Source organism: Achromobacter sp. CF-sbj1-Ac2-l, from assembly GCF_052698165.1.
This window is the reverse complement of record NZ_CP199855.1, coordinates 3,442,898-3,468,506: the sequence shown is the minus strand read 5'-3', so window position 1 is coordinate 3,468,506 and position 25,609 is coordinate 3,442,898. Positions and strand designations below refer to the sequence as shown.

Sequence of the window (25,609 nt, the reverse complement as noted above, 5' to 3'; positions counted from 1 at the left end):
ATTCCTCAGTAGATTTCGAACAGGCCGGCCGCGCCCATGCCGCCGCCCACGCACATGGTGACGACGGCGTAGCGCGCGCCGCGGCGGCGGCCTTCCAGCAACACGTGGCCGGCCAGACGGGCGCCGGTGACGCCGAACGGGTGGCCCAGCGCGATCGAGCCGCCGTTCACGTTCAGCCGCTCCATCGGGATGCCCAGGCGTTCCTGGCAGTACAGCGCCTGCGAGGCGAAGGCCTCGTTCAGTTCCCACAGGTCGATGTCCTCGACCTTCAGGCCGTGGCGCGCCAGCAGCTTGGGCACGGCGTAGACCGGGCCGATGCCCATTTCATCGGGTTCGCAGCCGGCGATCGCCAGGCCGCGGAACGCGCCCAGCGGGCGGATGCCGGCGCGCTGCGCCTCGGCCGCTTCCATCAGCACGCAGGCGGCGGCGCCGTCCGACAACTGCGAGGCGTTGCCGGCGGTCACGAACTGGTCCGGGCCGCGCACCGGCGCCAGTTTGGCCAGCGCCTCGTAGGTGGTTCCCGGGCGGTTGCAGGTGTCGTGGTCCACCGTGACTTCGCGTTCCGACACGGCGCCGGTGGCTCGGTCGGTGACGGCCATGGTGGTGGTGACGGGGATGATCTCTTCGCGGTAGCGGCCGGCGGCCTGGGCGGCCTCGGTGCGCGCCTGGCTCTGCGCGGCGAAGCGGTCCTGCGCCTCGCGGCTGATGCCGTAGCGCGCGGCGACGATGTCGGCGGTCTCGATCATGGGCAGGTACAGCTCGGGCTTGTTGGCCACGATCCACGGGTCCATGCCACTGACGCCGTCGTCGCGGGTGCGGATCTGCGACACCAGCTCGACGCCGCCGGCGAGCATGGCGGGCGCGCCGTCCATGACGATGCGCGCCGCGGCCGAGGCGATGGCCTGCAGGCCCGAGGCGCAATAGCGGTTGACGGTGGCGCCGCCGACGCTGACCGGCAGGCCGGCGCGGATCACCGCCTGGCGGCCGATGTTGCGGCCGGTGGCGCCCTCGGGGTAGCCGCAGCCGATGAAGGCGTCCTCGATCAGGGCGGGGTCGATGCCGCTGCGCTCGACCGCGGCGCGCACCGCGTGGGCGGCCAGGGTCGGCCCGGCGATCAGGTTGAATTCGCCGCGCTGCGCCTTGGTGATAGGCGTGCGGGCGGTGGAGACGATGACGGCTTCGCGCATATCGGTTTCCGTTGAATGAGTGGGGTCAGGCGGCCTGGTTCAGGCTGGCGAAATCGCGGCCGGATTCGGCCAGTTCCACCAGCAGCGGCGACGGCTTCCAGAATGCGGGGTCTTCCTTGGCAAAGGCGCGGATGTCGGCCAGCACGTTGGCCAGCCCGACGCGGTCGGCGTAATGCATCGGCCCGCCGCGATAACGCGGAAAGCCATAGCCCGACAGGAACACCATGTCGATGTCCGAGGGCCGCAGCGCGATGCCCTGGTGCAGCACGTTGGCGGCCTCGTTGATCATGGCCGCCAGGTAGCGGCGCTGGATGTCCTCGGCGCTGAACGGACGGGGCGTCACGCCGGCGCGCTGGCGCTCGGCGTCGATGATCGCCAGCACTTCCGGATCGGGCGTGCCGTGGCGGGCGCCATCCGGATACAGGTAGAAGCCGCGGCCGGTCTTCTGGCCGAACCAGCCGCGCTCGCACAGGCGGTCGGGAATCTGCACGTAGCGCAGCGCCGGGTCGCGGGTGGCGGCGCGGCGCTTGCGCGTGGCCCAGCCGATGTCGCCGCCGGCCAGGTCCACCATCTGGTACGGACCCATGGGATAGCCGAAGTCGCGCACCGCCGCGTCGATCTCGTAGGGCGAGGCGCCGTCCTCCATCATCATGTCGGCCGCCTGGCGGTGCACCGCCAGGATGCGGTTGCCGATGAAGCCGTCGCAGACGCCGGCGCGCACCGGGATCTTGCGCAGGCGGCGCGCCAGCTCGAAGCCGGTGGCGACGGTGTCGGCGGCGGTCTGGCGGCCCACCACCACCTCCAGCAGCTTCATGATGTTGGCGGGCGAGAAGAAGTGCAGGCCCAGCACATCGGCGGGGCCGCGCGTGGCCTGGGCGATGCGGTCCACGTCCAGGTAAGAGGTATTGGTGGCCAGCACCGCGCCCGGCTTGGCGACGCGGTCAAGCTGCGCGAACACCGCCCGCTTGACGTCCATGTCCTCGAACACGGCCTCGATGATCAGGTCGGCCTCGCCCAGCGCGGCATAGTCGGTGGCGCCGGTGAAGCGCGCCAGCCGGGCGGCGCGCTCGTCGGCGCTCATGCGGCCCTTGCCGACCAGCAGGTCGTAGACGTGTTCGACCCGCTGGCGGCCACGCGCCAGCGCGGCCTCGTCCTGTTCCACCATGACCACCGGCAGGCCCGCGTCCAGCACCGCCACGGCGATGCCCGCGCCCATGGTGCCGCCGCCGATCACGCCGACGCTGTCGAGCCGGCGCGGCTTGGCCTGCTTCAATTCAGGGATCTTGGCGGTCTCGCGTTCGGCGAAAAAGGCGTGGATCAGGCCGGCGCGCTGCGGGCTGTCCAGGCATTGCAGGAACAACGCGCGCTCGGCGCGCAGGCCCTCGTCGAAAGGTTGTTCGACGGCGGCGCGCACGGCGTCCAGGATTTTTGCGGGCGAGAACAGGCCGCGCGTGCTGGCGGCGATGCGCTGGCCGGCGGCGTCGATCGCGGCCAGCGACGCGGCCTTGTCGGCTAGCGCCTGGCCGTCGCGGCTGCGGCGCGGCTTGGCGCCCTGCGCCAGCAGGCGCCGGGTGTAGTCCAGGCCGGCGGCCAGCGGGTCGGCGCCGCTGGCCATTTCATCGGCCAGCCCGGCCGCGACGGCGGCCTGCGCCGTCATCGGCTTGCCCGACAGCATCAGGTCCAAGGCCGCGGCCGCGCCGATCAGGCGCGGCGTGCGCTGCGTGCCGCCGGCGCCGGGCAGCAGGCCCAGCGTCACTTCGGGCAGGCCCAGCTTGGCGTTCGGCAAGGCCACGCGGTAATGCGCCGCCAGCGCCACTTCCAGGCCGCCGCCCAGCGCGGCGCCGTGCAGCGCGGCCACCACCGGCTTGGCGCAGGCCTCGATCTGGTTGCACACGTCGGGCAGGGCGGGCGGACGCGGCGGCTTGCCGAATTCGCGGATGTCGGCGCCGGCGATGAAGTTGTTGCCGGCGCCGGTGAGCAGCACGGCCCGCACCTGCGGGTCGCCGCCGGCCTGGTCGATGGCGCGCGCCAGGCCCGCGCGCACCTCGGCGCTCAGGGCATTGACGGGGGGATGATCGATGGTGACGACGAGGACGTCGCCGTCGCGGCGCGTGTGAACGGCGCCGGCGGGTGCGCTGGCTGTCATGGGACAGTGTCTCCGGTAGGGTCGCCGCCCGCGCCGGCCCTGGCCGGCACGGCGGCATCGCAGAGCGGGGCTCTGGCGAGGCCGGCGCGCCCGGGGCGGACGCGGCGCAGTCGCGGCGCCTGGCGGGCCAGGAACGGCCCGTCTTGTATCCGTCTATTCTTTCCCAGCAAAGAAGTCTTGACAATGGCATCCATAATTGACAACGACGATAAAGGAATTTGACAATAGGCACGGACCGCCGCGATGCAACGGGCAAAGCCAGCACCGGTCCGGGAGAGTCGACATGGATACAAAGGCGCTGACGTTGCTGGTGGAGATCGTGGACGCGGGCAACCTGAGCGAAGCGGCGCGTCGGCTGAAGATGACACGGGCCAACGTCAGCTATCACCTGACGCAGTTGGAGCGCGCCGTTGGCATGCAGCTATTGCGGCGCACCACGCGCCACGTCGAGCCCACCGAAATCGGACTCAAGCTGTACCACCACGGCCGCAGCATCCAGGACGAACTGGCGGCGGCGCGCGAGGCCGTCGAAACGCTGGGCAAGACGCCGCAGGGCAAGGTGCGCCTGAGCGTGCCGAGCGGCTACGGGCAGTTCGTGATGATGCCGTGGCTGATCGAGTTCAAGCAGGCCTATCCCGACATCGTGCTGGACGTGCTGTTCGAGAACAGCGTCGATGATCTGCTGCGCGACGAGGTCGACATCGCCGTGCGCATCATGTCCGAGCCGCCGCACAATCTGGTGGCGCGCGAACTGGGCCAGGTGCGCTACGTGGCCTGCGCTTCGCCCGCCTTCGTGCGCGAGCGCGGCCTGCCGGACAAGCCGGCCGACCTGGCGCGCCTGCCCATCATCAGCGCCGCCGTGATCGGCCGGCCGCTGCGGCTGTCGGCCTACTACGGCGGCCAGCCGCGCCAGCACGTGGTGCTGGAGCCCACCGTCATTTCGCGCAACTACGCCTTCCTGCGCGAGGCGACGCTGGCCGGGCTGGGGATCGGCGTGGTGCCCGATTATGTCGTGCACGACGATATCGCGCGCGGCGACCTGCTGCCCGCCTTGCCGCAGTGGCGCTTGAGCATCTTCGGCCGCGCCATGTACATGCTGTACATGCCCAATCGCCACCATCCACGCGCCATTTCCATGATGATCGAGTTCATCCAGCAGCGCGCCCAGGCCGCGCACGAAGGACGGCCCGGGTTGCTGGGCGCGGCATAGGACCGGCTTTCGGCGGCGCCCGCTCGGCGCGAGACGCGGGCGGCCACGCGAGCCCGGCGCCCCGGGCTTGGTATTCTCGCGAAAGTTTGACAAAAAGAAACATAATGATAAAAATGCCGACCATTCCCGCGCCGGCTGGCGGCGGGAGTCCCCGGCCGCGGCCAGGGCGGCCTTGACCGTCTCTTGCCCATCGCGCCTGGCGTAGGCGTTGTTCCGATCCATTGCGGGCCTTTTCTTGCGGAGCAAGTATGGCTTTCGTGTTCATGCGCCGGGCATGGTCCGGCCTGCGGCGTCCGGACGGCGCCGCGTTGCGGTGGGGCATGTTGGGACTGGCGGCGATGTTGGCGGCGATGTTGGCGGGGTGTGCGGGCAGCGAGCCGCGCATCGGCGACGCCTACACGGTGCACACCCCGATCTACGCCGACAACCGCATTTTCTATCTCAAGCCCGGCGGCGATGAGCGCGCGCGCGTGCTGGAGCAGGCCGGCGCGCCGGCTTCTTCCGACGCGGAACGGCAACTGGCGGTGCCCGCCAACGCGCCGCTCTCGATCATGATGCGGTCGGTCGAGATCCCGGCGCTGAAGGACGCGGCCGGCGCCAAGACCGCCGGCATCGACGGCCCGGCGGACTACGCGGTCATCCTCGACGTCGCCGCCAGGGACGATGGCAGCAACCAGTCCATCGTGGTCTGGTACCAGCGCGGCGTGCAGCCGGATCAATTCCTGAACTTCTCCAATCTGCTGGTGTATTACGTGCAGCGCTGGGACGAGCGCGTGGCGCCGTCGTTCCGGCTGCGCGTGATGGACGTCACCACCGAACGCAACGCCGAGACCCTGCGCGCGCTGCAACGGGCGCAGGGCGTGGCCAACGGCGCGGCCAGCCTGGCCAACAATCCGCTGGTCTCGCCGCTGGTGGGGGTGGCCTTCACCGCCGCCGAGCTGGTGCTGGCGAACCAGCGCAACCGCATGGTGCTGGACTACAGCGTGCAGCTCTATTCGCAGTCGGCGGTGAGCCAGTCGGCCGGCTCCAACCTCGGCCTGCTCAAGCAGGGCACCTATGTGGTGGTGGGGCGTCCGGTGGCCGGCACGCGCGCGTTCTGGGAAAAGGCGCTCACCTACAACACCCGCACCAACCAGGTGATGGACGGCGCCGAGCCGCTGAACGTGCCGACCGCGCTGGTGTCGGTGGGCACTTTCGAGAGCATCGTGCCCAAGTCGGTGCTGGAAAAGTCGGTGGCGCTGACGGCGCTGCTGAGCAAGGTCGGCGCCAGCGCCTCGGTCGAGCAGGTCAGCGACGCGCAGGGCCGGCTGCAGGCCGCGCTGACCGCCTACACGCTGGGCGAGCGGCTGGCGCGCTATCGCGACCAGAAGACGCTGGACGAGATTTCGACCAAGCTGGCCGACGATGATTTCTCCAAGTCCCTCGGCAGCGAGGAAGCCTTTCTGCTGCTGCGCGGCCTGAACGCCTGCTATCGGTTGAAAAAGCCGCTGGCGGATCTGGAGGAATTCCGCACCTATCACGACAAGCCGGAGGGCCAGGCATGCGCGGCCAGATCCTAGCGCCGCGCGCCAACGAGGGCGGCGGCTTCCTGCGCTGGTTGCCCCGGTTGTTGTTGCCGGCCCTGGCCGCGGTGCTGTTCGGTGGCTGTGCGTCGACCGCCGGAGAGGCCCGGCTCACGGCGCCGGCGCCGGCGGGCATCGCGGATCCCGGACCGGTCACGGTGCCGGCTTCGTGGACGGCCGCCGCGACGCCGATGCCACGGCTGTTCTCGCATCGACTGCTGGCGCCGCCGCTGCAACTGGTGCAGATCGCTTTCTCCGCCGAGACCCCGACCGTGCTGGCGGCCATGCAGCGGTTCGCCGCCACCGCGCCGTCGGCGCTGGAGGCGCGCGGCCTGTTGCGGGCCCGGACCCTGATCGAGCCGGACTCCGGCTGGCTGACGCTGATCGCCCGCGCGCAAGGCGTGGACTGGGTGTTCGGCCTGCAGTTCAGCGCCGACGGCGGCGGGCTGCTGACGTTGCGGCTGCGCACCGCGGGCGCCGGCAATATCGACAATCCGCGGCCGCAGGAAATGGACGCGCACATCGCCACCCTGGCGGCGCTGGCGCCGGGCCTGCTGGCCGATTGAACGCGGCGCGGCGGGCGCGCGTCTCTGGTATAAGGCCTGGAGTCGCCATCGGCCGCGAGGCCGATGGTCCGGACCTGACCGAGAGAGGTACCCCTTGCCGCATCCGCCCACCGCGAGCCGCCTGCTGGCATTGACGGCCCGCCAGTTCACCGCTCAGGTGCCCGCCATGGTCGCCGCCGCGCCGTGGGCCTGCGTGCTGTTCGCGCTGTCTCTGCCGGGCGCGCTGCTGCTGAACCAGGCGGGCGCTCCGCGCGAAATGTGGTTCCTGCTGGCGGCGGTGGTCAATCTGCTGGCCCTGGCGCGCGTGGCGCTGGCCTGGCAGCGCCAACTGGCGGGCGTGCCGCGCCACGCGCCGAGTCTGGATGGCGCCCAGGCCCGGGTGCTGGCCTTGGTGTTCGCGGCGATCGTCGCGATCGCCGCCCTGAAGTCGATCAGCGGCAGCCTGACGCTCTCCCTGTATTTCCAGATGCCGAACACGCCCGGCACGGTGTTCCTGGCCATCGCGTTGCTGTTGCTGCTGATCCTGTGGCTGCCCGTGATGCACCTGTTGGGATCGTGGTCCCTGGCCCTGCCGCAGGCCGCCCTGACGGACGGCTATGGCTGGCGGCGGTCGCGCCAGGCGCTGCGCGGCGCGGTCTGGCCGTTCGCCGCCGCGCTGCTGTTGCTGACCGGCCTGACCGAGGTGACGGGCGCCGCGTTGCGCCAGGCGCTGGTGTTGTGGCGCGCCGACGCCATCATCACGGCGGCGGGCGGCCTGTTGCTGACGCTGGCGCTGCTGCTGTTCCTGTCGATCCTGTGCGCCACCGCGTACCGCGAGCGCGCCTGAGCGGTGGCGCCGGCGCGCGGGCGTTCAACGCAGCATCGGCAGGCTGCCGGTCAGCGCGTTGATCCAGCGCTTGGCGCCGGCCAGGCCGACGCCGAGCAGCGGCTGGTCGCGGTGCGAGGTCTCGCGGTGCCGCGCCCAATAGTGGGCGGCGTCGTGGATCTCGCGGGCGTAGGCCGGAAACACGGCCAGTCGCGCGTCCTCGGGCGGCGGCTGCGTCAGCCGCTGACGCAATTGCGCCATCCGCACCGCATCGGCCGCCAGCACGATGATGGGCAGGTGCGAGATGGCCGACGAGGCCATGCCATCGGGGTCGCGCAGCGGCGCGCCGGCCCAGCCGGGCAGGGCGGCCGCGAGGCCCGCGGCCAGGCAGGCCGAGACGTTGGCGGCCGGGCCCACGCCGAGCGTTGCCGCCAGCACGATCACGATTTTCTCCGGCACGGCGGGCGCGGACGGGACGACAGGGGCGATGGGGACGGACATGCGCGTTTCCTCGGCAAAAGCCGCCATCGTCGACGCCGGCGGCCGTCCTGTCTTGAACGCCAGTGAACGCGTCGCGGGCCGTCAGCCGCGCCGCGCCAGCGCGCCGGCGCCGGCATAGACGGCGGCAGCGCCCAATTCGCGCTCGATGCGCAGCAGGCGGTTGTACTTGGCGGTGCGGTCGGCGCGTGACAGCGAGCCGGTCTTGATCATGCCGCAGTTGGCCGCCACGGCCAGGTCGGCGATGCTGGTGTCCTCGGTTTCGCCGGAGCGGTGCGACATCACCACGCCGTAGCCGGCGCGGCGCGCCAGCGCCAGCACGCGCCATGTTTCGCTGAGCGTGCCGATCTGGTTGATCTTGACCAGGATGGCGTTGCCGATGCCCTGGTCGATGCCGGCGCGGAACAGCCGCGGGTTGGTGCAGAACACGTCATCGCCCACCAACTGGCAGGCGCCGCCGAGCGTCGCGCCCAGTGTCTTCCAGCCGATGATGTCGTCCTCGGCCATCCCGTCCTCGATCGAGACGATGGGGTAGTCGCGCACCAGCCCGGCCAGGTATTGCACCTGCTGTTCGGCGTCGCGCAGCAGGTTCTCGCCGTGGTAGCGGTAGCCGTCCGGGCCGTGCAATTCGCTGGCGGCCGGGTCCAGCGCCAGCGCGATGTCCGCGCCGGGGCGCAGGCCGGCGCGCTCGATCGCGGCCATGATGAAGTCCAGCGCCTCGGGCGCGTTGCGCAGGGCTGGCGCGAAGCCGCCTTCATCGCCCACGTTGACGCTGTGGCCGGCCGCCTTGAGGGCGTGGCGCAGCGTGTGGAACACCTCCGCGCCCATGCGCAGGGCTTCGCGGAAGCTGTCCGCGCCCACCGGCAGGATCATGAATTCCTGGAAATCCAGCGGGTTGTCTGCATGCGCGCCGCCGTTGATGATGTTGATCATCGGCACCGGCAGGGTCTGCGCCTGCACACCGCCGATGTGGCGCCACAGCGGCAGCCGCTGGCTGGCGGCGGCCGCGTGCGCCACCGCCAGCGACACGCCCAGCAGGGCGTTGGCGCCCAGCCGGCTTTTGTCGGGCGTGCCGTCCAGTTCGATCATGATCTGGTCGATCCGGGCCTGCTGGTCGGCGGGCAGGCCCAGCAGGGCGGCGCGCAGCTCGGTGTTGACCGCGCCGACCGCGCCCAGCACGCCCTTGCCCAGGTAGCGGGCGGCGTCGCCGTCGCGCCGCTCCAGCGCCTCGCGCTTGCCGGTCGAGGCGCCCGACGGCACCAGGGCCAGGCCACGGGCGCCGTCGTCCAGCCGGATCTCGACTTCGACGGTGGGATTGCCGCGGCTGTCCAGCGCTTCGTGGGCGGCCAGGTGGGTGATGTTCATGGTGGGCTCCGGAAAGGACTTGGGGAAGGGTAATCGTCAGCTAATTCAAACAAGCAGGAATCGATTCAGCCACGCCGGCAGGTCGTCGGTGCGGCGATGAATCGGGCAATCAGCCATTTCAATGCCGGCATGCTAAAAATGGACCTTGAATCCGACAATGCAGTTTTTCTGCCTCTTCGTCAGTTTTCCTGACAGATGATCCGCCATGCGCCAGTTGCCGCCCCTGTCCGCCGTCCGCGCCTTCGAAGCCATCGCCCGCAGCGGTTCGGTCACCCGAGCGGCCGAGGAACTGTGCCGCAGCCATGGCGCCGTCAGCCGCCATCTGCGCCTGCTGCAGGAGCACGCCGGCGTGGCGCTGTTCGAGAAAGACGGCACCGGCCTGCGCCTGACCCAGGGTGGCGCCACGTTCTATGCCTCGGTGCGGGCGGCCTTCGACCAGCTTGAAAACGCCTACGAACGCCTGGCGCGCGAATCCCAGGCGCCGGGGCTGCACGTGGCCTGCAGCGCCACCTTCGCCATGCGCTGGCTGGTGCCGAACCTGGCCGTGTTCTATCGCAAGCATCCCGAGATCCGCATCCGCCTGTCGATGACCTCGGCGCGTGAAATGCGCAACGAGGGCGCCGACCTGATCCTGGCTTGGGACCTGTCCGGCTACGCCGAGACCGACCGGCGCCAGGCCCTGGCGCTGGCGCCGGTGCGTTTCGGCGCGGTCTGCACGCCGGCCTATGCGCGCAGGAAGCCGGCCACGCGCGCGCGCATCGCCCATGAATACACCTCCAGCGCCTGGAACCAGTGGGAGGCCATCACCGGGCAGCCGGCGGCGCAAGGCGACACGCTGGCGTTTCCCCACACCCACCTGTGCATCGAGGCCGCGCTGTCGGGCCTGGGGGTGGCGCTGGTCGAACGGCGGCTGATCTCGCGCGAGTTGCAGGACGGGCAACTGGTGGCGCCCTACGGCTTCGTGCCGTTCGACGGCGGCCTGCGCGCGGTGCCGGCCGCCGGCCGCGCCCGCACCGCCCATGCCGATGCCTTCATCGCCTGGCTGCGCGGCGCGCTGGCCGGGCCCGAGGACTGATGGCCGCGCGGCGGGGCCGGCTGGCTTGGTATGCTGGACGGGCATTCCCGCCGGAGACTCCATGACCGATACGCCGCCTTCCGCCAGCCCGTCCTCGCCAGCCTTCGCCACCCGTTCGGCGCTGGCGTCGCAGGCGCGCCGTGCCCAGTTGCGGCGCATGAAGATCGCCGCGCTGGCCCTGCTGGTGGCGATGATCAGCGGCTTCATCACGAGCCACGTCATGGGCGGCCAGGGCGTGTGGGCATGGGTGCGGGCCTTCTGCGAGGCCGCCACCGTGGGGGCGCTGGCCGACTGGTTCGCGGTGGTGGCGCTGTTCCGCCGGCCGATGGGCTTGCCGATTCCGCACACCGCCATCATCCCCAGCAACAAGGACCGCATCGGCGACAACCTGGCGGTGTTCGTGCGCGACCACTTCCTCGACCCGGATACGCTGATGGCGAAGCTGCGCGGCTTCGACCCGGCCGCGCGCCTGTCGCGCTGGCTGGCGCGGCCGAAGCAGGCGCACGCGCTCAGCGACGGCGCGCGGCGGGTCGCGCTGCAGACGCTGGACCTGCTGGACGACCGCGCGGTGCGCGGCGTGATCCAGGCGTTCGTGGTCAAGACCCTGCGGCGCTGGGACGCGGCCGGCAGCGCCGGCGAGGTGCTGGGCCTGCTGACCCGCGACGGCCGCCACCAGGAGCTGCTGGACGCCGCCATGGAGCGGCTGGGCGGCTACCTGGGCGACGAGGACGTCAAGGAACGCGCCTCGGCGCTGCTGGTGAAATTCGCGCGCAAGGAATGGCCGCGCATCATCAAGGCGGTGGACGTGATCGCGTCGGTCGAGGGCATCGCCGACAACCTCGCGGACAGGCTGGCGCGGGCGCTGGTGCAGGAACTGCGCGATGTGCTGTCGGAACCGGATCACCCGGTGCGGCGCGACTACGAGGCCTGGGTGCTGGACTACATCGCGCGCCTGGGCAGCGATCCGGCGCTTGCCGCGCAGGTCGAGGCCATGAAGCAGCGCGCCATCGACCACCCCAAGGTGCAGGAGTACGTGCAGGGCCTGTGGGACGACATCCATGCCGCGTTGCGGCGCGACCTGAGCGACGAGCATTCGGCCCTGGCCGCGCACCTGGAAAGCGCCTTGCTGGCGCTGGCGCGCAAGCTGGGCGAGGACCCGGACCTGCGCGAGGCCATCAACGACCACGTGCTGGGCGCGGCGCGGCGGCTGACCGGGCGGTTGCGCATCGGCGTGACCGAGCACATCGCGCGCACCGTCAAGTTGTGGGACGAGCGCCACCTGGTCGATGAACTGGAGCTGAGCGTGGGGCGCGACCTGCAGTACATCCGCTTCAATGGCACCCTGGTGGGCGGCCTGATCGGCGTGCTGTTGCATGCGGCGGTGCTGCTGGCGACGGGCTAGCGCGGCGCCCGCGGGGAGGGCGCCGGTCAACCATCGCGGATTTGCGGACATGTCCGATGTATCAGGAAGGAAGATTGCTGGCGAAGCGCCAGGGCGCGGTGCTATTGTCTTTGCCAGTCGCCGGGCCTGCCGTCAGATCCCCGGGACGACCGCCGCCCGGCCGGGCGGCCCGTATCACGCGCATCTCTCCCCAGGAGGCAAGTCCCATGAAGAAATTCTCGATTCTCGTTGCAACGCTGGCGCTGGCCGGCGCCTCGGCCGCCGCCCAGGCCGAGAGCGTCACGATGTCGGTCCTGAACGACGACGGCAGCGTGGGCAAGAGCGCGGGCACCATCACGCTCGAACAGACCAAGGAAGGCCTGAAATTCACGCCCAAGCTCACCGGCCTGCCGCCGGGCGAGCATGGCTTCCACGTCCATGAAAACGGTTCGTGCGCGTCGACCACGGTCGATGGCAAGGTGATGCCGGGCGGCGCCGCCGGCGGCCACCTGGATCCGCAGGGCACCAAGGCGCACAAGGGGCCGCTGGCCACCGACGGCCACCTGGGCGACCTGCCGTTCATCACCGTGGGCGCCGATGGCAACGCCAAGACGGCCGTGGTGGCGCCGCGCCTGAAGCTGGCCGACGTCAAGCAGCACGCGCTGATGATCCACGTCGGCGGCGACAACTACAGCGACACGCCCAAGCCGCTGGGCGGCGGGGGCGGCCGCATGGTCTGCGGCGTGGTGAAGTGACGCCCCGGGCCGCCTGCTAGGCGGTGCCGTTGCGGCCGTGGGCGCGGTAGCCCGGCCGCTCGGCCAGCCGGTCGTAGTAGGCGGCCACCGCCGGCAGCGCCGGCCGCAGGGCGCTGTCCAGCGGCGTGGCGAACCAGCGGTTGACCGACAGGCCGATGGCAATGTCGGCCAGCGTGAAGGCCTCGCCGGCCACGTAGGCGCCGGTGTCCCGCAGCCGCCGTTCCAGGATTCCCATGAAGTGCGCCCAGTCGCGGCTCGAAGCCTCGATGGCGGCGGCATCCCGGTGCGCCGGCGACTGCCGCGCCAGCGCCATGAAGGCATAGCTCCACGACCGGTTCAGGTCGGTCGCCTGCCAGTCCATCCACTGGTCGACCCGGGCGCGCAGCCTGGCATTGGCCGGATAGAGCGGATTCGCCGCGTCGCCGCCATATTGGTTGGCCAGATAGCGGATGATGCTGTTCGATTCCCACAGCACGAAGTCGCCGTCGCGCAGCACCGGCACCATGGCGTTCGGGTTGAGGGCCAGGAAGGCCGCGTCGGTCGTCGGACGAAAGCCCGAGCCCCAGTCCTCGCGCGTGAACGGCAGGTCGAGTTCGACGCAGGTCCAGAGGACCTTGCGGACGTTGATGGAAGAGGCTTTTCCCAGGATGTTCAGCATGATCGCGGCGGGGCGGGGTGTTTGGCGAGGCGCCGCGCGCGGCGGCCTCGATGGCAGGCCAGTCTAGCGGCCGCCGCCGGCCGCCGCCAGATACAGATCGGGCCGGGCGGGACCACAACAGAAAGCCCGCCGGGGCGGCTGGGCGCCGTTCAGTCCGCCACGGCTTGCGGCTGGCGGCGCAGCCGCGCCACGGGCGAGGCCAGCAGCACCGCGAACTGGGCGGCAAAGCCGACGCTGGACAACCACAGGCAGGCTTCCATGCCCAGCCGCGCCGCCAGGGTCGCGCCGATCAAGGCGCCCACGGGCCGCGCGCCGAACGTCGCCGTGACGATCACGGCCGAGACGCGGCCCAGCAGCGCGTTGGGCGTGACCGCCTGGCGCAGCGTGGTGGTGGCGATGGTCCATAGAATCGGTCCGGCGCCGAACAGGAACAGGCCGACCCCGGCCCAGGCGCCCGCCGGCCACGCCAGCGTCGACAGCAGGATCAGGCTGGCGGCCAGCGCGCAGGTGGGGCCGGCCGCGATCAGCGCGCCGAACGACAGGCGCGCCGCCAGCCACGGCGCGGCCAGGGCCCCGGCCAGCATGCCGGCGCCGTAGATGCCCAGCGTCATGCCCACGCCGGCGGCGGTCAGGCCCAGGCGCTCCACCGCGTAGACCACGTAGACGGCCTGCAGCACGAACCAGGCGGTGTTGAAGCACACCGCCGTGACCAGCACCGGCCGCAGCAGGGGATGCGCCGCCACGAACGCGGCGCCTTCGCGCAACTCGCGCCACAGGTGGCGTCGCGTCGCCGTGCGTGGCGGCTCGGGCGGCAGGCCCGCCAGCAGCCCCGCCGCCAGCAGCGACAGCAGGGTGGCCAGGCCGTAGGCGACGGCGGCGCCGATGCCGCCGACCAGCGCGCCGCCCAGCGCCGGCCCGGCCGAGAACGCCGCGCTGCGCGCCAGTTCCAGCCAGCGGTTGGCCTGCGCCAGTTGGGTTGCCGGCAACAGCGTCGGCACCAGCGCGGGCGCGGCGACGTTGTAGGCCACCGTGCCGACCGCGCCCAGGAAGCCCAGCACCGCCAGCGCGGCCAGGCTCAGGCCGTCCATCGCCAGCAGCGCCAGCAGGCCCAGCAGGCTGGCGGCGCGCGCGCACTCGGCGGCGGTCATCAGGGTGCGGCGCGCGATCCGGTCGGCCAGCACCCCGGCGGGCAACGACAGCAGCAGGAAAGGGAGGGTCTGGGCGGTCTGCAGATAGCCGGTCTGGGCGGCGTTGGCGCCCAACGCCAGCACCGCCACCAGCGGCGCCGCCGCCAGGGCGATCTGTTCGGAACATTGGGCGGCCAGGTTGGAGGCGGCCAGGCGGCGGAATGCCGTGGGCAGGACGGGCATGGAGGCGACGGCCGGCGCGGCCGCGAAAACGACGAGGGCCCGATCATGACCGGGCCCCGTGGGCGTCGCACTCCGTTAATTGCCGTCGCCGGCCGGCGGCGTCAGGGAATCGGCGGGTAGTCGCCGAAGCCGTCCGGCCAGGACGTCAGCACCTCGTAGCCGGTGTCGGTGACGACCACCATGTGTTCCCACTGGGCCGACAGCGAGCGGTCCTTGGTGACCACGGTCCAGCCGTCAGGCAACTGCTTGGTCTGCGGCTTTCCGGCGTTGATCATGGGTTCGATGGTGAACATCATGCCGGGCTGCAGCACCAGGCCTTCGCCGGGGCGGCCATAGTGCAGCACCTGCGGTTCGTCGTGGTAGATCTGGCCGATGCCGTGGCCACAGTATTCGCGCACGATGCTGAAGTGCTCGCGGTGCGCGACGGTCTGGATGGCGTGGCCGATGTCGCCCAGCGTGGCGCCCGGCTTGACTGCCATGATGCCGGCGCGCATGGCCTCGTAGGTCGTGTTCACCAGGCGGCGCGCCAGCGGGCTCGGCTGGCCGACAAAGTACATGCGGCTGGTGTCGCCGAACCAGCCGTCCTTGATGACGGCCACGTCGATGTTGAGGATGTCGCCGTTCTTGAGCACCTTGGCCGACGGGATGCCGTGGCAGATCACGTGGTTGGCCGACGCGCAGATGGTCTTGGGAAAGCCGTGGTAGCCGACGTTGGCCGGGATCGCCTTCTGCACGTTGACGATGTAGTCGTGGCAGATGCGGTCGAGCTCGTCGGTGGTGACGCCGGGCCGCACGTGCTCGGCGATCATGTGCAGCACTTCCGCCGCCAGGGCGCCGGCGCGCCGGGCCATGGCGATGTCGGCGGCGGATTTGATGGAGACCTTGCGCGCCATTTACGCGGCCTCCTGCTGGCCGGCGGTTGCCTGTCCGTGGGACAGGGCGGCGATGCTGAAGCCCTCGGCCTGCTCGATGCGGATCAGCAACTGGCAGATGTCGGCGTGGCGCAGCTCGGGGTAGAGCTCGGACAGCATGCCGATGCGCATCCAGTGTTCGGCCTGCGAGTTGATCGAGCGGCTCAGCGCGCTGCTGGCCACGCGCAGATTCTCGTGCATCTGCTCGGAAATCTTGACGATGCCCATGGTGAGTGTTCCATATATGGTTTGTATATGGAACGTATGTTATCCCACCGTCGGGACCGGACGCAAACCGCCGCGGGGCGCACCCGGCGTCAGGCGCGCCCCTGGGCGGGGGCCTTTTCCAGCAGGTCCATGGCGTCCAATTGACGGTAGCGCGCCGGATAGATCGAGCGCGCGTAGTCCTCGCACGGCGTGCCCTGGGTGGCGATGGCCATCACCACGAATTCGGCAAAGTCCTCGGGCGGACCGGCCTTGGCGTAGTCCGACGGGAAATTGCCGTCGGATCGGGCGGCGGCGCCCCAGGCCTTCATGTCGACGCGGGCGTTGTTGGCGTAGCTGTGGGCCAGTTCGTGCAGCACGGCGTGATCGATCATGGCCTGTTCGCCCGACATGCTGTAGAGCGTGATGCGCGAAAACATGGTCTCGCCCACCGTGTGCGTCTCGCGCGTCGGGTCGGCCCAGGGCGGGCCCTTCACCACTTGCGCGTTGAGGCGCGTGATGCGGTCTTCCAGCGCCATCCCCTTGGCCAGGCGGATCTGCAGATCGCGCCCTTGCAGCATCGCCTTGGGGGCGATGCCCAGGCTCTTGGCGACCTGTTCCGGTTGCGGCTGCGGTTCCTCGGTCAGACGCTCGGTGAATTCCTGCGGCCGGCGCTGCATCAGGTCGCCGGTCCAGAGGGGATCGCGCGGTTCCAGCACCACCGGCACGCGCTGTCCGGCGGGCCAGGCTTCGTACATGACGCACTTGTCGTCCCCCGCGCGCGCCAGGTTGGCGGGTGGCTGGTAGGCCGACGGCCCGGTCAGCTTCACCGGAACCCGTTTGGCGTCGAACATGGCCTCGGTGAGCTTGAGCGTGTCTTGCACCTGGGCGCATTTCACCGGCGCGTCCTGCGCCGCGATAGGTTCGATCGCGGCCAGCGCCGCCGGCGCGCCGGCCTGCAGGGCCTGGGGCGCGTCGTTCACGCCCGCGCCGCCGCCATCACCGCCGCCATGTTCGAGCTGGTAGAACTGCTGGCTGGCGATCAGGGTGGCGCCGCAGGAGGTCTTCATGCCCTCCAGCGCCGTGCGGCGGTCGGAACTGACGCTCTGCACGCCCTCGACGATGGTGTGCTGGCCGGGGCACTTGGGGCAGGTGACGCGGTCGCCGACGCGGGCCATGGGCCGGCCGAAGATCTGTACGGATTCATCCCCCGTCACCACCACGCCGCCGTGCGAGGTGCGGTCACCCTTGCGTATTACGGATCGCTGCGCCATGGCCGCCCGTTGCTCCCGAATGAAGGTTAAGTCTGCTTACAGATAGGTGCCGTCCGGCGCCATGCGCGGGGTGCCCACGACGAAGGTGCCGTCGGGCGCCATGCGCACCGGGCCGCCGCCGCCGAGGTAGCGGCCATCGGGCGCGCGCTGGGGCGTGCCCGCGACGTACGTGCCGTCCGGCGCGCGGGTGATGGGCCCACCGTCGCCGACGTAAGTGCCATCTGGGCAGCGTCGCGGCGTGCCGTTGATGAAGCGGCCGTTGGGCATCATGTGGAATGACTTGTTCATCGCGACTTCCTGGGTTTGGAGAGCTTGCATGATAGCGATGGTCCCTGATGCGTTTTGTAATAGGGCGTGTCATGTTCCAACGTAACGCGGTTACAGATATGGGATCATCGCTGCTTTCGCCGCCGGGCCATGCGCCGCTTGCGCATGGCTCGCCACCCGCAACGACACAAGACACTATGAGCGATATCGACGCACTGCTGCAGCCCATTCCGGGCGAGGCGCCTTGTGGCGCCGACATGGTCTTTTCCGCCGAATTCGACGCCATCCGCGAGGCCCGCCGCCAGGATGACCCGCACCTGGACCAGGGCGACTGGGTCATCGACATCAAAGAAGCCGACTGGCCGCAGGTGATCCGCATCTGCACCGAGGTGCTGACCCAGCGCAGCAAGGACGTGCGCGTGGCCGCCTGGCTGGCCGAGGCCTGGGCCAAGACGCGCGGCTTCGCCGGCCTGCGCGACGGCTTCCTGCTGGTGGACGGGTTGTGCCGGCGCTATTGGGATGGCCTGCATCCGGTGCCGGACGAGGGCGACGTGCAGCAGCGCGTGGGCAACCTGGCGTGGTTGTTGTCGCGTTCGCAGCAACTGGTGCGCGAACTTCCCTTGACGCAGTCCGAGGGCGGGCGCTTCGGCGCGGTGCTGTGGGACAGCGCCTCGCAACTGGCCAACGCCATCAAGCGTTCGCCGCAGAACGCCGCCGACATGTCGCGTGGCAAAGTCACCCTGGAGCAGTTCGACGCCGCGCGCCGCGACACGCCGCCGGCGTTCTACGCCGAGCTGGAAAGCCAATTGCAGAGCTGCTTCGGCGCGGTCGACGTGCTGGAATCGACGTTGACCGAGCGTCTGGGCGACGAAGGCCCGGCCTTCACGCCGGTGCGCGCCGCGCTGAAGGACGTGACCGAGCTGGTGCATCGTTTCGCCCGCGAGGCCGGCCTGCTGGTGCGCGCCGACCTGGCGCCGGCGCCGTCCGCTCAGGCCGTGCCGTCCACCGGCGCGCCCGTTACCCGCATGGAGCCCACCTTGACCGCTGCCGACCTTCCGCCCACGGCCTCCACGGCCACGCGCGGCCCGCTGCAAACGCGCGACCAGGCCCTGGCGCAACTGCGCGAAGTGGCCGAGTTCTTCCGCCGCACCGAGCCGCACAGTCCCGTCGCCTATCTGGCCGACAAGGCTGCAAGCTGGGGCGAGATGTCGCTGCACCTGTGGCTGCGTACCGTGGTCAAGAATGGCGAAGCGCTCTCGGGCCTGGAAGAGCTGCTGGGCGTGCCCAAGCCGCCCGAGAACAACGGCTGAAATCCCGCCCGTGGCGCTGGCCGCGTGGCCGCCGCTCAGCGGCTGGCGCGGAATTCGATGCGGCGGTTCTTGGCGCGGCCCTCGGCGGTGGCATTGGTCGCCACCGGCTGGTCCGGCCCCGCGCCCAGCGTCTCGAAGCGGCCGGGCGGCAGCCCCTTGTCGACCAGATAGGCCCTGACCGCGTCGGCGCGGGCCTGGCTCAAGGCCAGGTTGGTGCTGCGGCTGCCGGAGCTGTCGGTGTGGCCAATGATCTGCACCTTGTCGCTGTGCAGCTTCGGGATCACGTCGGCCACCTGGTCGAGCAGTTCGCGCCCGCGCGCCGTCAGCGTGGCGCTGCCGGTCTCGAATTCCACCACGCGGTTGGTGAGCACCTTGTCCAGCAGTCCCTGTTCGTCCTTGCCGGCGGCCACGCGCAGGCCGTTGACGATCTTGTAGGTCGGGTTGAGCGAGGTGGCGAAGGCGCTGGCGATCTGCTGGCGCGAGGCCTCGTTCTGCACTTCGCCCTGCAGGCGGATCTGGGTGCCGTCCACTTCCAGTTGGCCGCGGTTGATCTGCTTGAGCGGCTGGCCGATCAGCTTGCCGACGTGTTCCGACCAGTTGGGGGGCGCGACCACGCCGCCGACCTCGATCTGGTCGATGACGTTGCCCACGCCATAGACCTGTTGCAGCCGAGCCAGCACGTCGGCCTTGGTGGCCTCGTCGGGCACGGCGCCGCTGGCCACCACCTGGCCGGGCTGCGGAATCACGTTGGCGGGGACGACGGTGGCGGCGTCCTGCGCCGCCGCGGCGCACGAGAACAGCGCCGCCAGGATCAGGAGAGAGACGCGCATGGTCAGGCTCCGGTGAAGACTTCGAGATAGGTGTCGAGCGCCATGCGCAGCGACAGCCTGGGTTGGTCCAGGTAGCTGGAGAGCTTGGCCAGGCCGTGGCTGGCCGACACGTGGTTGCGCACCCAGGGCGCGTCTTCCAGCACGATGTAATGCTCGGCGAAGGCCTGCGGCGTGGACAGCAGGCTGGCCAGCGTCTGCGGAGAGGCGCCGCGAAAACCCGCCACCAGCCGGTGCTTGCCGCCGATGCGGCCGATGAACACGGCGATCTCGAAATCCGCGCGCGCCAGGAACGGCGCGATCAGCGTCATCCAGTACGAGGCCACCAGATTGATGTAGAGCGGATCGTCCGGCAGCGGCAGCGCCAGCCCGCGGTCGAGCTGCGAGGAGCCGCTGGACATGACCGGTTCGAGCAGGATGCCCAGCGCCAGGACGATGTCGTGCACGTTGGCCGCGTGGCCGTTGCCGCGCAGCATGGCCTGCAGGCGCTCGACGGTCTGCAGGTCGACGAAGGCATCGAAGCCGTCGTCGGCCTCGGTGCGGATTTCGCCTTCGAGTTCGTTCAGGCTCTGCAGCGCCGGGCCGGGGTCGGCGTCGGTCATCAGCAGCGCGGCGGCGCCGCTCATGCGGTTCCACAGCCGGCTGAAGGCCATCGGGCTGCGGGCGATGAAGGCCAGCGGCCGCTGCACCTCGACCGAAGTCGCCGACAGGAACGGAAAGCGACGGCCCGACTGGTCGCGGCTGGGCTGCAGGTGGCCGGCGATGGCCAGCTTGCCGCGCGAGCCGAGGATGGCGAACGGCATCGGCTCGGCCTCGTCGTACAGCGTCTTCCAGTGCGGGTCCTGGGCCAGCAGCTCCATGGTGTTGGCGACCCAGCCGTCCAGCGTGCTCATCAGTTGCGGATGCGAGGTGTTCTTGACGAAGTCGCCGCGGGCCGGGATCTTGCCAAAGTAGGCCGTGCGGAACAGGGGGGACTGCAGGTTGCTCATTGCGGCGCTCCGGGTCGCGTCTGGGCGGAGGAGGATTCGGAAGTGGCGCCCACCACGGAGGAGGGCAGGCGCAGGTTGCGCAGGCCCTGGCTGCCGCCGGGCTCGCTGCCGCCGGCGCCGGGCGCCTGGGCGTTGCTGATGATGCGCAGCTTGACCGGCACCGTCACGTTCGACTTGCCCCAGCTCATGTTGAAGCTGCCGTCGGCGTTGGAGGTGCGCTGGGCGGTCGCGATCAGGCGTTCCAGGCCGAAGCGGCCGGGTTCGTTGACGATCTCGACCACGCTGCCGTCGAAGGTGGTGGCGGTGATGCGCGCGCCGGGCGCGCCCTGCGCATTGGGCCAGACGAAGTTGACCCATTGCGGCGGCGTGTTGCGGTAGCGAAGTTGCTGGCCGTCGATCTCGATGGTGTATTCGGTCACCCCGGCGGCAGGCTTGGGCTGGATCTGGAACAGCGTCTGCGGCTGGCTGGCCGAACCGGCGCCCGCGCCGCCGGACAGCGGCGCCACCCACTGCGCGAAGTTGGCGGTGAAGGTCGGCTGCAGGCTGATGCCCATGTCGCCCCAGGTGCGCGCCGTCAGGATGTCGCCGCGGCGCACGGTCAGCGGGCCGAGGGTGTCGTTGACGTATTTGGCGATGCTGCCCTGCGGGCCGAACACCTGGCCGATTTCGTCGCTGCTGGCCTCGACGCTGGCGCGCGAGGCGAACGGATACTTCTCGGCCAGGGTCTGGTTGAACGGCTGATAGACCTGCGCGTTCCAGACCTTGTTCAGTTCGCGCTCGGCCGGTTGCATGGCCACGGCGTAGGCCTGGATCAGCGGCCGCACCAGCAGCGGGCGCAGCGTCTCGCGCTGCGTCGCCGACAGGCCGGCCAGCATCTGCTCGTCGACCAGCTTGAGCGCGTCGGCCAGCTCCGAGTCCTTGCCTTCCAGCGTCTGGCGCAGCAGCACCAGCGAGCCGGGGCCGGGGTCGCCCTGGTTGTTGAGCAGGTTGAAGCGCGTGCGGATCTTGGACAGCGCGCCCATGTAGTTGCCCAGCAGCGACTGGTTCTCGCGCGTCACCACCAGGCGCGCCACGTCCGAGAACTCGCGGCCCACCGGACCCATCGGGATGGCCTCGCCGTTGGCGGCGGTGGCGGGCGCCGGCGGCGTCTGCCGCAGGATCACGCGCTTGAACCAGCCCACCACGCCGCTTTGCGCCTGCTGCAGGCCGGCGTTGACCAGCGACGGGTTGTCCCACGAGGTCTGCTCATAGGCGGTGTTGATCAGCTTGGCGATGGGCGAGGTCTGCGGGTCGCCCAGGCGGTTCATCGCGCCCACCGACTGCTCGAAGCTGGTGAAGGGCTTGATGGTCACGCCGCGCAGGAACTTCTGCCATTCCTGGGCGTACTCCGTCTTGTACATCGTCGCCAGGCTCTTCTGGATCTGCTCGGGGCTGCCGTCCAGCGTCAGGTCGTCGCGCGCGTTCACGCCCAGCACCCAGTCGCTGGTCTGCACTTCCTTCTTGGCGGCCTCGTTGATGGCGGGCTGGATGTATTGTTCCCAGGCCTCGCGGGTGAAGGTGCCGGGGATGGCGTAGCTGCCGGCCACCACGCCGGCGTCGTTCTCGCCGACGATGCGCGCCACCGTCATGGTCTGGAAGCGCGTGGCGGCGCGCGCCTTGAGCGTGGCGTAGGCGCGTTCGCGCGCCGGCATGCCCTGCATCACGGCGCGCAGGCTGGCGCGGGTCTTTTCCACCAGCGCCAGGTTGGTGTCGATCTGCGGCCAGCCGGCGTCGGGGGCGCGGCTGACGTAGAACGAGATCAGGCGCTCGGCGCTGCGGATCAACTGGTCGCGCGGCATGGCGCCGCGGTTGGTCTCCAGCCAGCCGCGCCAGAAACGCGTGATCTGGTCGGACAGGTGGGTCGGGTCGACGTGCTGGCGATTGGCCATCATCAGGTACGTCTTGAGCGCGTTGTAGGCGTCGTCGGCATTGGTCGGCGAGGCGTCCTGGAACAGCGTGTCGCCGCCCGCGGCATTCGCGCCGCGCAGCGCCTGCGGCGCAGGCTTCGGCGCGCCGCCGGCGGCCGCCGCATTGCCGGACATGTCGACCTTGGCCAGGAAGTCCTCCAGGCTCACCTTGACCGGGCTCAGCATGAACTGGCGTGCGCCGTTGTAGTACTCGGCCAACAGGCGTTCCTTGAGCACGTCGCCCTGGTACAGCCCCAGGCCCAGCGACCACGGGCGGCTGGACGAATAGCGGTCCAGTTGTTCGATGCGGTCCTGCAGGATCTCCATGGCCTCCAGGCGGCTCTGCAGGTCGGTGCGCTCGCTTTGCAGGCGCACCACCTTGTCCAGGTCGGCCTGCACGTTCTGCGCCAGTTGGCGGTTGCCCAGGTACGACCAGCTCCAGCCGCCCAGCACCAGGCCCAGCGCCAGCACCAGGCCGAAGAAGGTCAGGTAGCGCACGCGGGTCTTGGCCGGGCTGGCGTGCTGGCGCACCAGCTTCTTGTCGGCGAAGATCACGCTGGAGAACAGGTCGCGCAGGAAGAAGCCGTTGTGCGAGGACACGCTGCGCGCCTGGCCGCGCGGGGCCGGGCGCAGGTCGAAGCGCTCGGCCAGCCGTTCGGTCGAGGTGCTTTGCGACACGCCTTCCTGCAGCGCGCTGGTGAAGTAAAAGCCGCGGAACACGGGCTTGTACTGGAACGGGTTGGTCTCGAACAGCGTCGACAGGAAGGTGCGCAGGGCGGGCTTGATGCCGGCGAATTCCAGCGGGAACGTCAGCAGTCCCGGCGGCAGGTCGCGGTTGTTGCGCAGCGAGATCTGCGCCGTGCCCATTTCCTTGAGGCCTTCGTACAGTTCGTCGAAGCGTTCATCGAACAGGGCCAGCACGTCGCGGTTCTCTTCCGCGCCGTAGGGCAGGGTGGCGCCCCAGACGCGGTCGCGTTCGCGCTGGTCGCTGTCGGAGAAGAACTCGTTGAAGCCGGAAATCAGGTCGGCCTTCGTGAAGATGATGTAGACCGGCGCGAACACTTCCAGCCGGTCGGTCAGTTCCTGCACCCGCTGGCGCAGGTTCTTGGCCAGGTTGATGGCGAACTCGGGGCCGGCGCCGGTCAGCTCGTCGATACTGGCGGCCACGATGATGCCGTTGATCGGCGCCTTGGGGCGATGGCGCTTGAGCAGGTCGAGAAAGCCCATCCATTCGTTGCGGTCTTCCTCGTGCACCGAGTAGCGGCCGGCCGTGTCCAGCAGGATGCCCTCGGTGGTGAAGAACCAGTCGCAGTTGCGGGTGCCGCCCACGCCGCGCACCGCCGCCCCGTTCTTGTCGGCGAAGGGAAACTGCAGGCCCGAGTTGATTACCGCGCTGCTCTTGCCCGCGGCCGGGTTGCCGATCACGATGTACCAGGGCAGTTCGTACAGGGCTTCGTTGCCCGAGACCTGGCCGATCTTGGAGGTCTTGATGGTGCGCACGGCCTGCACCAGCCGGGTGCGCAGCGCGTCCACGTCGCCGCGGTTGGCGGCGGCCGCGCCGGCCTGCACCTGCTGCTCGAGCATGTCGCCCAGGTTCTTGTTGGCGCGCCGCGCGCGGCGCCGGCGCCACAGGTAGGCGCACAGCCAGATGAACAGGAAGATCCCCAGCGCGATGGCGGCCCAGACCAGGCCGATCTCGACCGTGTCGGCGAACAGGAACAGGAACACGACCAGGGCGATCAGGCCGATCGCCATGAACAGGCGCGGGTTGCCGAGGGCGCGCGATGTCCAATGTCGGCCTTCGCTCAGGGCGCTGGAGATACCGGAGAAGAAACCTGAAGGGCTACGCATGATTCTGGCTATTTTTATGTGGGTCAGGCGGAGAGGGACGGAGACAGCAGGGCGAGTGTGCGCAAAGCGGGGTCCTGGGTCATGACGGCGATGACGGGGGCTTCGGCCTGCGCGCAGGCCTCGCCGGCGACCGCCAGCGTCAGCAGGTGCGCGGCCGCGCCGGTGTAGCCGCAGGCGCCGCCCACGGCCAGGCAATCCTCATTCGGATCGAGTGTGGTGAACAGCGTGCTGGCCAGTCCCGCGGTTTCGAGCGGACGGCTGCCACGATGGTCGGCGTCGCTGACCAGCGCTCGGATGTCGTCCGCGCGCCGGTCCTGCTGCTGCAGGAAGTGGCTGGCCAACTCGGCCAGCATCGGTTCGCTGGCGGCGCCACGGGCGTCGGCGCCGGTGGCGCGGTGCGCCATGGGCGACAGGGCCAGCTCGAAGGCGCCGTCCGGCGGCGCGGCGCCGGCGTTGTCGCCGGCCCCGGCCTGGTTCAGGTCGAGCAGCAGGCCGGCGGCCGCTTCGCCGGGCACGCGTCCCTGCGGATTGGCGCTGTCGACCAGCATGCCGTCCGCGTCCCAGTCCTGCACCACCGCGGCGTCGATATAGGAATCGGCCGAGGCCACGATGCGCAGCGGCGCGCGCGCTGGCGTGACGGGCTCCAGCGCCAGTTGCCGCAGCAGGCCGTCGCTGGCCAGGGCGTCGCGCGCCTCGTGTGGCCGCAGCGTCAGGCGGGCGGCGGGCCAGGCCGCGATGAGGCGGGCCTGGGCCAGCGCGTGCTCGCGCGCCGCCGGCGGCCATTGGGCTGGCAGCAGCAGTTCGACCTGCAGCAGCGGCCAATCGTCGTCGCGCTCCGGCGTGCCGTGATCCAGCACGTGGGCGCGGGCCTCGCGCGCCAGGCTCTCGACCACTTCGCACAGCAGGGCGGTGGCGCGCAGGCAGTTCTCGGCCTGCGCGGCGGCGGGCGCGGCTTGGGTTTCCGCGGCCTCGCGCAGCATGTGGTTGTCCAGGTGCGCGGCGCGCGCGCTGAAGATGGGAAAGCCGCGGGCGTTCTTGAGCGTGTCGTCCAGGTCGGGCCGCTGCTGTTTCGCCAATGCCTCGTGGATCGCGGCCGCATCGCTGCCGGGCGCGGCGCGCGCGGCGCTTGCCAACACCGCCAGCCGCGTGGCGGCCGGCGCCGCCTGGGGCGCCTGGTCGCCGGGCTCCGCGGCCGGCGCCGCCGCGGCCGCGGCACGGGCTTCGCGGCGGGCGCGCGCGATGCGCAGGCCGGCCCAGCCGGCCGCGATCAGCGCCAGCGGCAGCGCGAACAGATACAGGCCGATGTCCAGCCCGGTGGGCAGCGTGCGTGATTCCTGCCACCAGATAATGACGGCCAGCCAGACCGCCCCGAAGACCAGGGCCAGCAGCAGGCCGGTTTTGAGAAAGCGGGTCATGTGGATTCGTAGCGGTAATCGGTTGTCGGGGCAGGGG

At 70.5% G+C, this 25,609-nt stretch carries 22 protein-coding genes; 8 read left to right on the top strand and 14 right to left on the bottom strand.

From position 1 onward, the window contains the following. Window positions 1-5: 5 nt before the first annotated feature. Window positions 6-1,187: an acetyl-CoA C-acyltransferase gene (locus ACUDCK_RS15755; RefSeq protein WP_175166899.1), complete on the bottom strand. Its 1,182-nt coding sequence runs from the start codon at window positions 1,185-1,187 to the stop codon at window positions 6-8. Between the two features lie 25 nt (window positions 1,188-1,212). Beyond that, entirely contained in the window at window positions 1,213-3,333 is a 2,121-nt protein-coding gene (locus tag ACUDCK_RS15750; protein ID WP_175166900.1) for a 3-hydroxyacyl-CoA dehydrogenase NAD-binding domain-containing protein, read from the bottom strand. Between the two features lie 283 nt (window positions 3,334-3,616). Between ACUDCK_RS15750 and ACUDCK_RS15745 the strand changes: the two genes are divergently transcribed. The 4 genes from ACUDCK_RS15745 (at window position 3,617) to ACUDCK_RS15730 (ending at window position 7,497) form a co-directional block, all read left to right on the top strand. Further along, entirely contained in the window at window positions 3,617-4,543 is a 927-nt protein-coding gene (locus ACUDCK_RS15745) for a LysR family transcriptional regulator (protein WP_054502394.1), read from the top strand. Between the two features lie 248 nt (window positions 4,544-4,791). Further along, on the top strand, window positions 4,792-6,102 hold the full coding sequence (locus ACUDCK_RS15740) for a hypothetical protein (RefSeq protein WP_175166901.1): 1,311 nt from the start codon (window positions 4,792-4,794) through the stop codon (window positions 6,100-6,102). Then, on the top strand, window positions 6,084-6,671 hold the full coding sequence (locus tag ACUDCK_RS15735) for a hypothetical protein (RefSeq protein WP_175166902.1): 588 nt from the start codon (window positions 6,084-6,086) through the stop codon (window positions 6,669-6,671). Before ACUDCK_RS15740 ends, ACUDCK_RS15735 begins: the two co-directional genes overlap by 19 nt. Before the next feature lie 94 nt (window positions 6,672-6,765). After that, entirely contained in the window at window positions 6,766-7,497 is a 732-nt protein-coding gene (locus tag ACUDCK_RS15730; RefSeq protein ID WP_175166903.1) for a hypothetical protein, read from the top strand. A 24-nt stretch (window positions 7,498-7,521) separates the two neighbouring features. Here the strand turns inward: ACUDCK_RS15730 and ACUDCK_RS15725 are convergent, their stop codons facing one another. Then, complete coding sequence (locus tag ACUDCK_RS15725; protein ID WP_240806515.1) at window positions 7,522-7,977, bottom strand: DUF2000 domain-containing protein; 456 nt, start codon at window positions 7,975-7,977, stop codon at window positions 7,522-7,524. An 81-nt stretch (window positions 7,978-8,058) separates the two neighbouring features. Next, a complete protein-coding gene (gene eno / locus ACUDCK_RS15720; protein ID WP_175166904.1) occupies window positions 8,059-9,339 on the bottom strand; it encodes a phosphopyruvate hydratase in 1,281 nt (426 codons plus the stop codon). Between the two features lie 205 nt (window positions 9,340-9,544). Here eno and ACUDCK_RS15715 point away from each other — a divergent pair, with 205 nt between their 5' ends. From ACUDCK_RS15715 to sodC, 3 genes are all read left to right on the top strand, one after another. Then, window positions 9,545-10,414 carry a LysR substrate-binding domain-containing protein gene (locus ACUDCK_RS15715; RefSeq protein ID WP_054502400.1) on the top strand — a complete coding sequence of 290 codons (870 nt, stop codon included), beginning with the start codon at window positions 9,545-9,547 and terminating at the stop codon, window positions 10,412-10,414. A 157-nt stretch (window positions 10,415-10,571) separates the two neighbouring features. Beyond that, the gene (locus ACUDCK_RS15710) at window positions 10,572-11,816 is read left to right on the top strand and encodes a DUF445 domain-containing protein (RefSeq protein ID WP_156330752.1); all 1,245 of its coding nucleotides are present in this window, start codon (window positions 10,572-10,574) and stop codon (window positions 11,814-11,816) included. Between the two features lie 206 nt (window positions 11,817-12,022). After that, on the top strand, window positions 12,023-12,550 hold the full coding sequence (sodC, locus tag ACUDCK_RS15705; RefSeq protein WP_054502402.1) for a superoxide dismutase family protein: 528 nt from the start codon (window positions 12,023-12,025) through the stop codon (window positions 12,548-12,550). A gap of 16 nt (window positions 12,551-12,566) precedes the next feature. Here sodC and ACUDCK_RS15700 read toward each other — a convergent pair whose 3' ends face one another. The 6 genes from ACUDCK_RS15700 to ACUDCK_RS15675 form a co-directional block, all read right to left on the bottom strand. Then, a complete protein-coding gene (locus tag ACUDCK_RS15700) occupies window positions 12,567-13,208 on the bottom strand; it encodes a glutathione S-transferase family protein (protein WP_054502403.1) in 642 nt (213 codons plus the stop codon). Window positions 13,209-13,357: 149 nt separating this feature from the next. Beyond that, window positions 13,358-14,578, bottom strand: coding sequence for an MFS transporter (locus ACUDCK_RS15695; protein WP_116792383.1), 1,221 nt, complete (start codon window positions 14,576-14,578; stop codon window positions 13,358-13,360). Window positions 14,579-14,679: 101 nt separating this feature from the next. Beyond that, complete coding sequence (map, locus tag ACUDCK_RS15690; protein WP_054502405.1) at window positions 14,680-15,471, bottom strand: type I methionyl aminopeptidase; 792 nt, start codon at window positions 15,469-15,471, stop codon at window positions 14,680-14,682. Beyond that, window positions 15,472-15,717, bottom strand: coding sequence for a ParD-like family protein (locus ACUDCK_RS15685; protein WP_054415514.1), 246 nt, complete (start codon window positions 15,715-15,717; stop codon window positions 15,472-15,474). Between the two features lie 89 nt (window positions 15,718-15,806). Then, a complete protein-coding gene (locus ACUDCK_RS15680; RefSeq protein WP_244976835.1) occupies window positions 15,807-16,967 on the bottom strand; it encodes a PAAR domain-containing protein in 1,161 nt (386 codons plus the stop codon). 36 nt (window positions 16,968-17,003) lie between these two features. After that, a complete protein-coding gene (locus tag ACUDCK_RS15675) occupies window positions 17,004-17,285 on the bottom strand; it encodes a hypothetical protein (protein ID WP_231132841.1) in 282 nt (93 codons plus the stop codon). A gap of 146 nt (window positions 17,286-17,431) precedes the next feature. Here ACUDCK_RS15675 and tssA point away from each other — a divergent pair, with 146 nt between their 5' ends. Then, window positions 17,432-18,544 (top strand): type VI secretion system protein TssA, encoded by a 1,113-nt coding sequence (gene tssA, locus ACUDCK_RS15670; RefSeq protein ID WP_175166905.1) that lies wholly within the window; start codon window positions 17,432-17,434, stop codon window positions 18,542-18,544. Between the two features lie 35 nt (window positions 18,545-18,579). Here tssA and ACUDCK_RS15665 read toward each other — a convergent pair whose 3' ends face one another. From ACUDCK_RS15665 to ACUDCK_RS15650, 4 genes are all read right to left on the bottom strand, one after another. Further along, the gene (locus ACUDCK_RS15665; protein ID WP_064522811.1) at window positions 18,580-19,374 is read right to left on the bottom strand and encodes an OmpA family protein; all 795 of its coding nucleotides are present in this window, start codon (window positions 19,372-19,374) and stop codon (window positions 18,580-18,582) included. A gap of 2 nt (window positions 19,375-19,376) precedes the next feature. Beyond that, window positions 19,377-20,360 (bottom strand): type VI secretion system-associated protein TagF, encoded by a 984-nt coding sequence (gene tagF, locus ACUDCK_RS15660; RefSeq protein WP_144657689.1) that lies wholly within the window; start codon window positions 20,358-20,360, stop codon window positions 19,377-19,379. Continuing rightward, the gene (tssM, locus tag ACUDCK_RS15655; RefSeq protein WP_054502409.1) at window positions 20,357-24,061 is read right to left on the bottom strand and encodes a type VI secretion system membrane subunit TssM; all 3,705 of its coding nucleotides are present in this window, start codon (window positions 24,059-24,061) and stop codon (window positions 20,357-20,359) included. Before tssM ends, tagF begins: the two co-directional genes overlap by 4 nt. Before the next feature lie 119 nt (window positions 24,062-24,180). After that, entirely contained in the window at window positions 24,181-25,572 is a 1,392-nt protein-coding gene (locus ACUDCK_RS15650; protein WP_175166906.1) for a hypothetical protein, read from the bottom strand. Window positions 25,573-25,609 lie beyond the last annotated feature (37 nt).